The organism is Burkholderia territorii (genome assembly GCF_001718335.1).
Taxonomy (GTDB): Bacteria; Pseudomonadota; Gammaproteobacteria; order Burkholderiales; family Burkholderiaceae; genus Burkholderia; species Burkholderia territorii.
In genome coordinates, this window is the sequence record NZ_CP013366.1 from 1,344,157 (window position 1) to 1,357,086 (window position 12,930).

The 12,930-nt window shown below is 66.8% G+C and carries 12 protein-coding genes and 1 tRNA gene; 4 read left to right on the forward strand and 9 right to left on the reverse strand.

Features of this window, described 5'->3' with window-relative positions; translation table 11 throughout:
* Positions 1–31: 31 nt before the first annotated feature.
* On the reverse strand, positions 32–2,095 hold the full coding sequence (gene ppk1 / locus WS51_RS16890; protein ID WP_059449348.1) for a polyphosphate kinase 1: 2,064 nt from the start codon (positions 2,093–2,095) through the stop codon (positions 32–34).
* A 278-nt stretch (positions 2,096–2,373) separates the two neighbouring features.
* Here ppk1 and ppx point away from each other — a divergent pair, with 278 nt between their 5' ends.
* The gene (ppx, locus tag WS51_RS16895; RefSeq protein WP_069229482.1) at positions 2,374–3,888 is read left to right on the forward strand and encodes an exopolyphosphatase; all 1,515 of its coding nucleotides are present in this window, start codon (positions 2,374–2,376) and stop codon (positions 3,886–3,888) included.
* Positions 3,889–3,943: 55 nt separating this feature from the next.
* On the opposite strand, the gene WS51_RS16900 is transcribed toward ppx, so the two are convergent.
* Entirely contained in the window at positions 3,944–4,384 is a 441-nt protein-coding gene (locus WS51_RS16900; protein WP_059506208.1) for a hypothetical protein, read from the reverse strand.
* 156 nt (positions 4,385–4,540) lie between these two features.
* A tRNA-Pro gene (locus WS51_RS16905) sits at positions 4,541–4,617 on the reverse strand.
* Positions 4,618–4,778: 161 nt separating this feature from the next.
* On the opposite strand from WS51_RS16905, the gene sixA reads away from it, so the two are divergent.
* A complete protein-coding gene (sixA, locus tag WS51_RS16910) occupies positions 4,779–5,240 on the forward strand; it encodes a phosphohistidine phosphatase SixA (protein ID WP_059506094.1) in 462 nt (153 codons plus the stop codon).
* A gap of 159 nt (positions 5,241–5,399) precedes the next feature.
* The gene (locus WS51_RS16915; RefSeq protein WP_059449345.1) at positions 5,400–6,206 is read left to right on the forward strand and encodes a GNAT family N-acetyltransferase; all 807 of its coding nucleotides are present in this window, start codon (positions 5,400–5,402) and stop codon (positions 6,204–6,206) included.
* A 206-nt stretch (positions 6,207–6,412) separates the two neighbouring features.
* Here WS51_RS16915 and WS51_RS32550 read toward each other — a convergent pair whose 3' ends face one another.
* Positions 6,413–6,583, reverse strand: coding sequence for a hypothetical protein (locus WS51_RS32550; protein ID WP_167357983.1), 171 nt, complete (start codon positions 6,581–6,583; stop codon positions 6,413–6,415).
* 135 nt (positions 6,584–6,718) lie between these two features.
* Between WS51_RS32550 and WS51_RS31120 the strand changes: the two genes are divergently transcribed.
* Positions 6,719–6,910: a hypothetical protein gene (locus tag WS51_RS31120; protein WP_081053352.1), complete on the forward strand. Its 192-nt coding sequence runs from the start codon at positions 6,719–6,721 to the stop codon at positions 6,908–6,910.
* Between the two features lie 25 nt (positions 6,911–6,935).
* Here WS51_RS31120 and WS51_RS16920 read toward each other — a convergent pair whose 3' ends face one another.
* The 5 genes from WS51_RS16920 to WS51_RS16940 all read right to left on the reverse strand — a co-directional run bounded on the left by WS51_RS16920 (position 6,936) and on the right by WS51_RS16940 (position 12,470).
* On the reverse strand, positions 6,936–8,306 hold the full coding sequence (locus WS51_RS16920; RefSeq protein WP_069229483.1) for an MATE family efflux transporter: 1,371 nt from the start codon (positions 8,304–8,306) through the stop codon (positions 6,936–6,938).
* Positions 8,307–8,316: 10 nt separating this feature from the next.
* Positions 8,317–8,643, reverse strand: coding sequence for a DUF2288 domain-containing protein (locus WS51_RS16925; RefSeq protein ID WP_059449343.1), 327 nt, complete (start codon positions 8,641–8,643; stop codon positions 8,317–8,319).
* An 89-nt stretch (positions 8,644–8,732) separates the two neighbouring features.
* Positions 8,733–10,352, reverse strand: a complete 1,620-nt coding sequence (locus WS51_RS16930) for an acyl-CoA synthetase (protein WP_069229484.1) — start codon at positions 10,350–10,352, stop codon at positions 8,733–8,735.
* Positions 10,353–10,731: 379 nt separating this feature from the next.
* Positions 10,732–11,424 carry a peptidoglycan DD-metalloendopeptidase family protein gene (locus WS51_RS16935; RefSeq protein WP_059546162.1) on the reverse strand — a complete coding sequence of 231 codons (693 nt, stop codon included), beginning with the start codon at positions 11,422–11,424 and terminating at the stop codon, positions 10,732–10,734.
* 134 nt (positions 11,425–11,558) lie between these two features.
* Complete coding sequence (locus WS51_RS16940; protein WP_069229485.1) at positions 11,559–12,470, reverse strand: aldose epimerase family protein; 912 nt, start codon at positions 12,468–12,470, stop codon at positions 11,559–11,561.
* Positions 12,471–12,930: the final 460 nt, after the last annotated feature.

Consider the following 12,930-nt stretch of genomic DNA (forward strand, 5'->3'; position numbering starts at 1 on the left):
ACGGCACGCGAAACCGCGCGCCGCCCGGTGCCTACGAACAGAACTTCGCGAGCAGCCCGAGTTGCGCGTTGCGGATCGTCTTGCCCGCGCGGCGCCGGCGGTAGTGGCCATCGCTCAGCATCTGCCAGGCCGACTGGTTGTCGCCGAGGCAGACCGACAGCCCTTCGGCGATCACACGGCGCTTCAGCTTGCGATCGCGAATCGGGAACGCGACTTCGACGCGACGGAACAGGTTGCGGTCCATCCAGTCGGCGCTCGACAGATAGACGTCCTCGGCGCCGCCCGCGTGGAAATAGTAGATGCGGTGATGTTCGAGGAAGCGCCCGACGATCGAGCGCACCGTGATGTTTTCCGACAGCCCAGGCACGCCGGGCTTCAGCGCGCATACGCCGCGCACGATCAGGTCGACCTTGACGCCCGCCTGCGACGCTTCGTACAGCGCGGCGATCACCGACGGTTCCAGCAGCGCGTTCATCTTCGCGACGATGCGCGCGCGCTTGCCGGCACGCGCATTGTCGATCTCCGCGCGGATCGATTCGATGATGCGCGGATGCAGCGTGAACGGCGACTGCCATAGCTCGTGCAGCGTGAGCTCGCCGCCGATTCCCGTCAGCTGCTGGAAGACATGGTGGACGTCCTCGCAGATCTTCTGGTCGGCCGTCATCAGCCCGAAGTCGGTGTAGAGGCGCGCGGTGCGCGGATGATAGTTGCCGGTGCCGAGGTGCACGTAGCGGCGCAGCGACGCCTTGCCGTGCTGCACGACGCGCCGCACGATCAGCATCATCTTCGCGTGGCACTTGTGGCCGACCACGCCGTACACGACGTGCGCGCCGACCGCTTCGAGCTGCGACGCCCAGTTGATGTTGGTTTCCTCGTCGAAGCGAGCGAGCAGTTCGACGACGACGGTCACTTCCTTGCCGTTGCGCGCGGCTTCCATCAGCGCGTCCATCAGCGGCGAATCGGTACCGGTGCGGTAGATCGTCTGCTTGATCGCGACGACGCTCGGATCCTTCGCGGCCTGCTGCAGCAGCTCGAGCACCGGCTGGAAACTTTCGTACGGGTGGTGCAGCAGGATGTCGCCGTCGTCGATCGCGTCGAACATCGTCGGCGCGTTGACGATCGCGGGCGGGATCGATGCCGCGAACGGCGCGAACTTCAGGTCGGGGCGATCCACGAGATCGGGAATCTGCATCAGCCGCACGAGGTTCACGGAGCCGGCCACGCGATAGCAGTCCTTCTCGCCGAGCAGGCTTTCGTCGAGCAGGCGCCGCACGATATGCGCCGGCGTGTCGGCCGACACTTCGAGCCGCACCGCGTTGCCGAGGTGGCGCGCGGGCAGTTCGCCCTGCAGCGCGACGCGCAGGTTGGTGATTTCGTCCTCGTCGACGAACAGCTCGCTGTTGCGCGTGATACGAAACTGGTTGCAGCTCTTCACGACCAGTTGCGGGAACAGTTCACCGACGAAGCGCTGCATGAACGAGCTGAGCAGCACGAAGCCGTGCTCGAAGCCCGACAGCGCCTGCGGCATGCGCACGACGCGCGGCAGCGCGCGCGGCGCCTGCACGATGCCCATCACCGCCTGGCGGCCGAACGCGTCGCGGCCCTCGAGTTCGACGACGAAATTCAGGCTCTTGTTCAGCACGCGCGGGAACGGGTGCGCGGGATCGAGCCCGATTGGCGTCAGCACGGGCAGCAGTTCATCGAGGAAGTAGCGGCGCGCCCATTCGAGCTGCTCGTCGTTCCACGTGTCGCTCGCGTGGAAGTAGATGCCTTCCTGTTCGAGCGCCGGCAGCACGGTTTCGTGCAGCATCGTGTACTGGCGGTGCACGAGGCGTTGCGCGCGCTCGACGACGAGGTCGTAAGCGTGCTGCAGCGACATGCCGTCGGGTGTCAGTGCGCCGGGGTTGTCGCGGATCTGTTCCTGCAGGCCCGCCATCCGGACTTCGAAGAATTCGTCGAGGTTGCTGCTGGTGATGCAGATGAAGCGCAGTCGCTCGAGCAATGGAATTTGCGGGTCAGCCGCCTGGGCCAGCACGCGCTCGTTGAAACCGAGGATGCCGAGTTCACGATTGAGAAGCGGATAACGGACGGACATCGGCAGAGTAGGGGATGATTCGGGCGATGATTCGAAAGGACGCTCGGAAACTCTCACGGTACGATGACGTGCTGATGACGATGATGTATTTATATCGGGAAATTCTACGCCGGAACCGTTTCGTCTCATAAATGTTTCGGCCATATACAATCTACCCGTGTACATGCCCGTGAAGCGTGGCAATGGCAAGCGTTCCACGCTTAAAATGTCGCCTTTGATTGATCGCTCAGCGCGGCCGGCCGGCTGCCGCGGGCGAACGCGCACGGAGCCCCCTTCTGATGGTTACATCCCCCCACTTGCTGGCTGCCGTCGATCTCGGCTCGAACAGCTTTCGGCTGATCGTCGGGCGCGTCGAGGAAACGCCGGCGGGCAGCCAGATCTATCCCGTCGACGCGCTGCGCGAGCCCGTTCGACTGGCCGCGGGCCTGTCGAGCGACAAGATGCTCGATCGCGCGTCGCAGGAGCGTGGCTGGGAGGCGCTCAAGCGGTTCGGCGAGCGCCTGCGCGATTTCCATCCCGACCATGTGCGCGCGGTGGCGACCAACACGCTGCGTGTCGCGAAGAACGCGGGCGAGTTTCTCGGCGAGGCCGAAGCGGCGCTCGGTTTTCCGATCGAAGTGATCGCGGGCCGCGAAGAGGCGCGCCTGATCTACGCGGGTGCCGCGCATTCGGTGCCGGCGAGCGCCGGCAAGCGGCTCGTCGTCGATATCGGCGGCGGCTCGACCGAATTCATCATCGGCTCGCACTACACGCCGATCGTGATGGAGAGCCTTTACATCGGCTGCGTGAGCCATAGCCGGGCATTCTTTCCGGCCGGCAACGTCGACGAATACACGATGCGGCAGGCCGAACTCGCGGCCAAGCGCGAGATCCAGATCATTTCCAGCGAGTACAAGAAGGCCGGGTGGGACCAGGCGATCGGTTCGTCCGGCACCGCGCGTGCGCTCGCCGAGCTCGTCGAGGCGAACGGCTTCAACGACGCGGGCATCACGCACGGCATCTCGCGCGGCGGGCTGGAGCGGCTGAAGCGCGCGCTGATCAAGGCCGAGAACGTGAACCGGCTGAAACTGATCGCGCTGAAGCCCGATCGCGTGCCGGTGCTCGCCGGCGGCCTCGCGATCATGCTCGCGGTATTCGAGGAGCTGGGGGTCGACTACGTCGACACGACCGATGGCGCACTGCGTCTCGGCGTGCTCTACGACCTGCTCGGCCGGACCCAGCACGAGGACATGCGCGCGGTGACCGTCGAGGGCTTCACGCGCCGCTACGGCGTCGATCGCGCGCAGGCCGAGCGCATCGGTGCGCTTGCGGTGCGGTTTTACGACGAGCTCGACGAAGCCGACGACGAAGAGCGCGAGGAAGGCCGGATGTTCCTCGGGTGGGCAGCCGCGTTGCACGAGATCGGCCTGTCGATCTCGCACAGCTCGTATCACAAGCATTCGGCCTATATCGCAAGCAATGCCGACATGCCCGGTTTCTCGCGCACCGACCAGGCGCGTCTTGCCGCGCTCGTGCTCGGCCATGCGGGCAAGCTCGGCAAGCTGTCGCAGGCGCGCGACGTCGAATGGCCGCTGCTGTTCTGCCTGCGGCTCGCGGCGCTGCTGTGCCGGCGCCGGACCGATGCCGGGCTGCCGGACATTTTCGTGTCGCAGATGAAGAAGGGCGGGTATGAAGTGCGCCTGCCGAGCGCCTGGGTCGAGCAGAACCCGCTGACCGACTACAGCCTCAGCCAGGAAGCGGCCGAGTGGGAGAAGGTCGGTATTCCGTATCGCGTGGTTTACACGGGCGCGTGACGCGCCGGCACGCCGGCGGCGCGCTTGCGCCGTCTGGTTCTGCGTGGCGCTGGGCTCAGTCCGAGCACACGATCGCGGTCAGGAACGGGAATGCCTGCTTGACCGTCGCATCGCTGCCCGCTTTGCGCACGGCCTCTTCGACTGCGCTCTTCGTGCCGCGCACCACGACGCCGTATGCCCAGTCGCCGATCGGCGTGCCGTCGCCGGGCCGGAAGATCGGGTCGTTCGCCTGGTAGCCGAGCACGACATACACGCCGAAGCCGTAGGCGGTCAGCGGATGGTTCGTGCGGAATGCGTTCACCGAATTCGACTCGACGTGCATCGGCTCCGACTGGATGTCGCCCGCGGCGAGCAGCGGCGCGACGAACTTGTGGCCGTTCGAATGGCAGTCAAGCGCGTCGTCGAGCGACTTGGCCGATGCGACGCCGGGCGCGCCGAAGGTGCCGATTGCGAGCAGCGCGCCGAGCAGGGCGGTCTTGAAAACGTGGTTTTTCATGCGCGGTTGCGGGTTGGTCACGGACATTATCGCGTGTTCCAGCAAGTGCCGTGCGCGCGCTGAAGGGCGGTGCAGCGCCGCCGGCGAATGCAGGCGGCTGACCAAACGAAAAAGGGCTGCAAGCGCGATGGCTTGCAACCCTTGTCGTATATCTCGTGGTCGGAGCGAAAGGATTCGAACCTTCGACCCTCTGATCCCAAATCAGATGCGCTACCAGGCTGCGCTACGCTCCGACGAGCCAGAGATTCTATCGTCTAATGGGTTGCCGGGTCAATCACGTTTTATATAAGGCGCGCGTCATCACGAATCGCTTACGATTGGCAACAATTCGAAGGATGATCGTCCGGCCCGCGGGTGTGCCGTCAGATCATTCGTCGAAGTATGGGAGAACATCATGATGAACCTGATCCTGTGGCGCCACGCCGAAGCCGAAGACTACGCGGCAAACGACCTCGCCCGCCAGCTGACGACCCGCGGTCGCAAGGAAGCGCAGGCGATGGCCAAATGGCTGCGCAACCGGCTCGAGTCGAGCAGCGTGATCCTTGCGAGCCCTGCGGCGCGCACCGTGCAGACCGTCGAGGCGCTGACCGACCAGTATCGGACCGTCGACGCGCTCGCCCCGGGCGGTAGCGTCGACGACGTACTGGCGGCGGCCGGTTGGCCCGACGGCATCGCGCCGACGGTCGTGATCGTCGGACACCAGCCGACGCTGGGCAGTGTCGCGGCGCAGCTGATCGCCGGCAACGACGACAGCTGGAGCGTCAAGAAGGGCGGTATCGTGTGGCTCGCGAGCCGCACGCGCGACGGGAGCCGTCAGGCCGTACTGCGCGCAGTGTTGACGCCAGACCTTGTCTGAACGGGATCGAAGGCTTTGTTCATACGGTTTCGCAAGCTTTCTGCTAAAGTCAATTCGGCGACACGTCATTGAAAGGACACGGTCGTGCCACAGAACGGTAACGACCGGTTACTACATTGGCTGGCATGTCGTCCTATTCCTTACGACCAGGAAAGCCTAATGCGAGAACTGCCGACGCCTACGCTCCCCTTTGCCTCGCTTCCCCTCGACACGTCGCGGCGTCATCTGCCGCGCGCTGCTGAAACCGTCACATCCGAGTACCGTCTGCGTGCCGCGTGGGCGCGCACGGAAGACGAACTGCGCGAGGCCCAGCGGCTGCGCTACACCGTGTTCGCCGAAGAGATGGGCGCGCAGGTCAGCGGCCCGTCCGGTCTCGACGTCGATCCGTTCGATGCCTATTGCGATCATCTGCTGGTGCGCGATCTCGATACGCTGAAGGTGGTCGGCACGTACCGCGTGTTGCCGCCGCACCAGGCCGCGCGTGTGGGCCGTCTGTACGCCGAAGGCGAATTCGACCTGTCGCGTCTCACGCACCTGCGCGGCAAGATGGTCGAGGTCGGCCGCTCGTGCGTGCACAGCGATTACCGCAGCGGCGCCGTCATCATGGCGCTCTGGGGCGGCCTCGGCGCGTACATGATGCAGAACGGCTACGAGACGATGCTCGGCTGCGCGAGCGTGTCGATGGCCGACGGCGGGCACTACGCGGCGAACCTGTATCAGTCGCTGCCGGCCAACTCGCTGACGGCGCCGGAATATCGCGCGTTCCCTCACACGGCGCTGCCGGTCGACGAACTGCAGACGGGCACCGTCGTTGCACCGCCGCCGCTGATCAAGGGCTACCTGCGTCTCGGTGCGAAGATCTGCGGCGCGCCGGCATGGGATCCCGACTTCAACTGCGCGGACTTCCTGACGCTGTTCCGGCTGTCGGACATCAACGCACGCTACGCCCGGCACTTCCTGGGCTGAGCCGCTCCGATCGTAGCGCGCCGGCAATGGCGCGCACACGAACGAACGCCGTCGCATGGCTGGCTGCCGCGCGACGGCGTTCGTGCCGACGATCGTCGTATATCCGGCCCCGATAATTTTGGCGATACGCGCCCTCCAACGTGCGGCAGCGCGCACGTTCGGAACGGGCCGCACTCGCGGCGGCCCGGACGGCAGGGCGGGCTTGCCTAGTGCTTGCGCCGCCAGTCGAGCAGGTGGTGTTCGGCCATCCAGTGGTGAATCATCCCTTCGCCGCCATGGCTGCGCTTGTATTCGCGCGACTCGAAATACGACAGGGCGACGAGCACCATCAGGCCAATGAACAGGCCGATCAGGCCCGCGATCTCTTCAGACGTCATGGCAGCCTCCTTTCAACGGCACAGCGCCATGGCTACATGGTAGGACATGCGCGGGACAACCCCTAACCCGGAATTCCGCTAGACTCGGCGCGGTCCTGGCGCGCGATGGGCGCGCCATTTTCCGGAGCCTTCCCGATGACCCGTCTCATGCTGGCCGTGCTGGCCGCGTCCATTCTTGCCGGCTGTTCCAGCGATCCCCGCCAGGCTCGTCGCGGCCACCCGCCGCAAGACCCGGCCGATTACCATGGCGTGCCGACCGACATGACGCCCCCGTCGATGCTCGGTGAGCCGGCGCCATCGGCACCCGCAACGTCACCAGCGCAATAACGCGATCGGCCTGCCTGCGCGGCCGTCAGGCGCCGGCCGTCGGTACGTCGGCGCCGATTCGCCGCGTGAGCGCAGGCAGGTAGCGCGCGAGCGTCGCGCCGCGTGCAACCATGAACAGCAGCAGCGCGAACCACAGCCCGTGATTGCCGAACGGGCCGACAGCCGCCAGCGTCGCGGCGATGAAGATCGCGAACGACGCGACCATTGCGCGCATCAGCGATTGCGTCTGCGTCGCACCGATGAACACGCCGTCGAGCAGGAAGCCCCAGACGGACACGATCGGCGAAATTGCCGCCCACGGCAGGTATTGCAGCGCGACCGCGCGGATCGCGGCCTGGTCGGTCAGCCGTGCGACGATCCAGTCGCCGGCCGCCCAGTAGACGAGCGCGAACAGCAGCGCGCCGAGCGCGGACCACAGCAGCGTGACCTGGACGGCCCGCCGGAATGCGGCGCGGTCGCGCGCACCGGCTGCCGCGCCGACGAGCGCCTCGGCCGCATGCGCGAAGCCGTCGAGCCCGTATGCCATGAAAGTCTGGAAATTCAGCAGCAATGCGTTGGCCGCGAGTGTCGCGTCGCCCTGTCGGGCGCCCAGGTGCGCGAACCAGCCGAACGCGCCGAGCAGGCACAGCGTGCGCAGGAAGATGTCGCGGTTGAGCGCGATCAGCCGCTTGAGCGCCGCGCGATCCGCCAATGCACCCGCGGCCAGCGGCGCGAGGCCGCGCGGGCGCAATCGCCACAGCATCCATGCGCCGAGCGCGAAGCCGCACGCATCCGCGGTCGCGGTTGCCGCGCCGATCCCGGCAATCCCCCAGTCGAAGCCGTACACGTACAGCAGCACGGCACCGATGTTCACTGCATTGATGAACACCTGCGCGACGAGCGCGAGCCGAACGCGCTGCACGCCGAGCAGATAGCCGAGCACGACATAGTTCGCGAGCGCGAACGGCGCGCTCCAGATGCGTGCGTGGCCATAGGCCAGCGCCGTCGCGCGGACGGCATCGCTGCCGCCCAGCGCGGTCAGCGCAAACGACAGCAGCGGCACCTGCAACGCGAGCACGGCCGCACCGAGCGCGAACGCGACGATCAGCGCGCGCAGCACGTTGAGCCGGATGCCGGCGGCGTCGCCGGCGCCATGCGCCTGCGCGACGAGGCCGGTCGTGCCCATGCGCAGGAAGCCGAAGCCCCAGAACACGAAGTTGAAGAACAGTCCGCCGAGCGCGACGCCGCCGAGATACTGCGCGCCGTCGAGGTGGCCGGCGACGGCCGTGTCGACCGCGCCGAGGATCGGCTGGGTCAGGTTCGCAAGGACGATCGGGAAGGCGAGCGCGAGGACGCGCCGGTGCGAGACGGCGGCCGACCCGATGCCGGCCCCGTGCGGCAAGGCGGATTCGGACATGGCTAGCGGGTCAGGCGCGTTCCTGCACGCAGACCCACGGCGACACGACGACCGCCCACAACTCCGGATTGCGCGCCGCGAAATCGGCCGCGGTTTCCGCCGGCATGCGCGCGACAAGACCGGCCGACAGCCACCGCGTGACTTGTTCGGCGTCGTCGCCGGCGATCGCTTCCGCGACGCTGACGAGATCGAGATCGCGCGCGACCGACAGCAGCTTGCCCTGCGCGAAGAAGCGCTCGAGATCGCACCAGTCGATCTTGGCGGTTTCGCCGAGGAGTTTGGCGTAGAGCGGGCTGTGCGACGCGCCCGCGGCGGTTTCGTGTTGGTCGGAGGACATCGGTGATGAGCTGAAAAGACTGCGTGGGCGCCACTATAAACCATCCGGGCGCACGGCCGGCCGCGCCGCGCGGCGGGCATGCGCCCGGTTCACGCGTCGCGCAGCGCGCGGCGGACGATCTTGCCGGTTGCCGTCATCGGCAGGGCGTCGACGAACGCGATGGCGCGCGGATACTCGTGCGCGGCAAGGCGGGTGCGCACATGGGCCTGCAGCGCCTGCACGAGTGCGTCGTCGCCGACATGGCCGGGGTTCAGCACGACGAACGCCTTGACGATTTCGGTGCGCGTCGGATCGGGCACGCCGACGACGGCCGCCATCCGCACCGCCGGATGCGTGAGCAGGCAGTCCTCGATCGGCCCCGGGCCGATCCGGTAGCCGGCGCTCGTGATCACGTCGTCGTCGCGGCCGACGAAGCGCACGAAGCCGTCGGTGTCGATCGTGCCGGTGTCGCCGGTGAGCAGGTAGTCGCCCGCGAACTTGTCGCGCGTGGCGGCGGGATTGCGCCAGTATTCGACGAACATCACCGGGTCGGGGCGGCGCACGGCGATGCGTCCCTCGACGCCGGGCGGCAGCGGCGTGCCGTGCTCGTCGACGATCGCGACCGCGTGGCCGGGCACGGCCTTGCCGATCGCCCCGGGCTGCGCATCGAACAGCGCCGCGCACGACGACAAAACCATGTTGCATTCGGTCTGCCCGTAGAACTCGTTGATCGTCACGCCGAGCGCGTCGCGTCCCCAGGCCGTCAACTCGGTGCCCAGCGTCTCCCCGCCGCTCGCGACCGATTTCAGCGCCAGCGCGTAACGCTCGCGCGGCGCGGGCACCGTGCGCATCAGCTTCAGCGCGGTCGGTGGCAGGAACGCGTGGGTCACGCCATGCCGCGCCATCAACGCGAACGCCGCTTCGCCGTCGAACTTCTCGAAGCGGCGTGCAAGCACGGGCACACCGTGGTGCCATGACGGCAGCAGCACGTCGAGGAGCCCGCCGATCCACGCCCAGTCGGCCGGTGTCCAGAACAGGCGCGCGTCGCGCGGAAAGCATTGCTGCGACATCTCGACGCCCGGCAGGTGGCCGAGCAGCACGCGATGCGCATGCAGCGCGCCTTTCGGCTTGCCGGTCGTTCCGGACGTGTAGATGATCAACGCCGGATCGTCGGCAGCGGTGTCCGCCGGCACGAAATCCGGCGATTCGGCCGCGAGTGCGGCATCGAAGCGCAACACGCCGGGCGCATCGGGCGCATCGTCGCCGATGCAGTAGCACGTGCGCAGCGCCGGCAGTCGCGCGCGCAGCGGCGCGATCTTCTCGTAACCGGCGGCGTCGGTGACGAGCGCGGCGGCTTCGCTGTTCTCGAGCCGGTATTCGAGTGCGTCGGCGCCGAACAGCGTGAACAACGGCACCGCGATCGCGCCGAGCTTGTACGCGGCGAGATGGGCGATCGCCGTTTCCGGACCCTGCGCGAGGAAAATGGCGATCCGGTCGCCGCGTTGCAAACCCGCCCGCGCGAGGCTGTTTGCGAAACGATTAGAAACATTCCTCAGGTCGTCGAACGTGACGCGCGACACGTCGCCTTGCGCCGTTTCGTGAATCAGCGCGAGCCGCCCGCTGCCGTCGGCCCACTTGTCGCAGACGTCCACGCCGATGTTGTAGCGGGCCGGAACGTCCCACGCGAAGCGGGAGAGAAGGTTGTCGTAGCAGTCGGCGGCTGGCAGCATCGAGAGTCTCCTTGGCGCCGATCGCCGGCATCGGTCGATGGATTACATCGGTGTTTAACGCGACCGAAACGACAATGGCGTCTGATGGATAGGGGAATGTGCGGACTCGTGCAACGCGGGCGGCTCAGTGCACGATTCGGCTATGACGCATAAGATCATGACAAAACAGTGATGAGACCATGGATTTGCTTTTGATAGCTGCGGGGTTCAGCCTCTTCGGAATCGGTGTGCTGGTGGTGTTCGCCAGCCGCGTCGATCCGTTGTCCGGCCGGTTCATCGGCCGTCTGCGCAAGCGCTGACACAACCTTCCCGATCTGCCTCGCGACGACATGCGATGCATGCCGGCATCGCGTGTCGTCCTTGTTCGGCGCCGACGTGCTCAGCGCGCCGGCAGGTAGCGTGCCGGATCGATCGAGCGCCCGCCGTAGCGCAGCTCGAAGTGCAGCGCGACGCGATCGCTGTCGCTGTTGCCCATTTCCGCGATCGTCTGCCCCTGCGTGACCGACTGGCCTTCCTTCACCAGCAGCGCGCGGTTGTGCGCGTAGGCCGTCAGGTAGTCGGCATTGTGCTTGAGGATGATCAGGTTGCCGTAGCCGCGCAATCCGTTGCCCGCATAGACGACGGTGCCCGGCGCGGCGGCCAGCACCGGCGTACCCGCGGCATTCGCGATGTCGATGCCCTTGGATTTCGAGCCGTCGAAGCTGCGCACTACGTTGCCCGCGGCCGGCCAGATCAGCGCGATGCTCGTGGCCGGCTTGACGGCCGATTCGACCGGCGCCGAAGGCGCGGGGCGGCTGCGGCCCGCGCTGCCGGTGCCGGTGGTCGACGCGGTCGTCGTGCCGGGCGGCGGCGCGACGCGCAGCACCTGGCCGACTTCGATCGCGTCGGGATTCGAGATCTGGTTCCAGCGCACGATGTTCGCCATCGACGTGCGATTCTCGCGCGCGATCTTGTACAGCGTGTCACCGCGCTCGACGCGGTAATAACCCGGGCCGACGGGTGCGGAGCCGCATGCGACGAGCAGCGCGGCGCAGGCGGCCGCGAACAGCCGCTTCGTTGTTGTTCCGAACATTGAACCTCGCAAAACCCCGCCGCGCGCGACGCGGCAGGTGATACAAAACGTCCGATTTTAACGGGTTCGACCCGGGCAACGCAGTTTCGGGCCGCGGGCGCTGCCGGCGCACCGGTCCACCGGTGCGGCCGGCGTCAGCTGGCGAGCGGAAGCACGCGGATCCGCAGCGCGGCCGTTTCGGTCGCGCCCGGTGCGAGCATGCGCAGCCCGAGGCCGTTGTGGATCGCGTCCGGCAGGCCGAGCCACGGCTCGACGCAGTAGAAGTCAGATTCCGGCTTTTCCGTCCACGTCGTGACCGCGTACCACGGGATCGAGCCCGGGACGTCGAGCGCGATCTCGATCGTGCGGCCGCGGCCCGGCATCACGATGCGCACCGGCGTGGACGGCGCGCCATCCAGGCAGTGGAAGCGGTCGAGGATGCCCGGATCGCCGAGGCTGTACGACGCTTCGCCGGGTTCGAGCGGGCTGATCGAGCCGTCGGCGCGCTGCATGCAGCGGCGCGTCGGCGGCAGTTCGAGCGTGGTTTGCGCGCGCTCGCCGTGCGGCAGCGCGAAGTAGAAATGGTGACCCGCGTAGTAGGGCAGCGGCGTGTCGCCGCGGTTGGTCGTGGTCAGCGCGACGTCGAGCGTGTGCGCGTCGGCGAGCCGGTAGGTTGTCTCGAACCGGAAATCGAACGGGTAGCTCTCGCGCAGCGCGTCGTTCGCTTCGAGCGTCATCGACAATGCGGCGCCGTCTGCCGACAGTTGGGCCGCGAACGGCAGGTCGCGCGCGAAACCATGCATCGGCAGGTCGCGGACGATGCCGGCGGCATCGCGCCAACGGCCCAGTTCGCCGTCGACGCGATGGCGGCCCAGGAACGGGAACAGCAGCGGATTGCCGCCGCGCACGCGCGCGAGGTTGCTCCAGTCGGCGGCTTCCGGCCAGAAGATGACAGGCTCGCCGTCGACGTGCCACGACAGCAGGCGGCCGCCGAATTGCGGGGCGACCCTGACGAACGACGGGCCGGCGTGAAGTTCATGAATGTCGTGCTGCTGGAAGATCGGCATGGCGAATCGATATGAACGGGTGGGCGGATGCGCGATGGCGCGCTCCATTATCGGGCCGCGACACGGTCGGGGAAAACCCTTCTCGGGAAATCGCGAGTTTTTCAGACTGCCGACGGTCGGGATAATGCCTGTAAACCGGTGATGTTGCCGGGTCATGACACTTCGTGGAGGGGGCCATGGATCTGGCAATGGCAATGGGAATCGCACTGTTCGGCATGTTCACCGGCAGCACGGTATTGTTTTTCTATCAGCTCGGCCGCTGACGGCAATTTCTGCCGGAATCGCAAGGCCCGCCATGCAAATGGCGGGCTTTTTGCTTTCTTGGCGCTTACAAATTGCAAGCGTTTGTGTGCATTGCCGCAATATCCCGCCAAATGCCTTGGCGCAGTAATCGTGGCTCGGCATAATCGGGGCGCGTTTTTCGGACGCGCGATGCGTCGTCCGCTTTTCTTCCCGATCG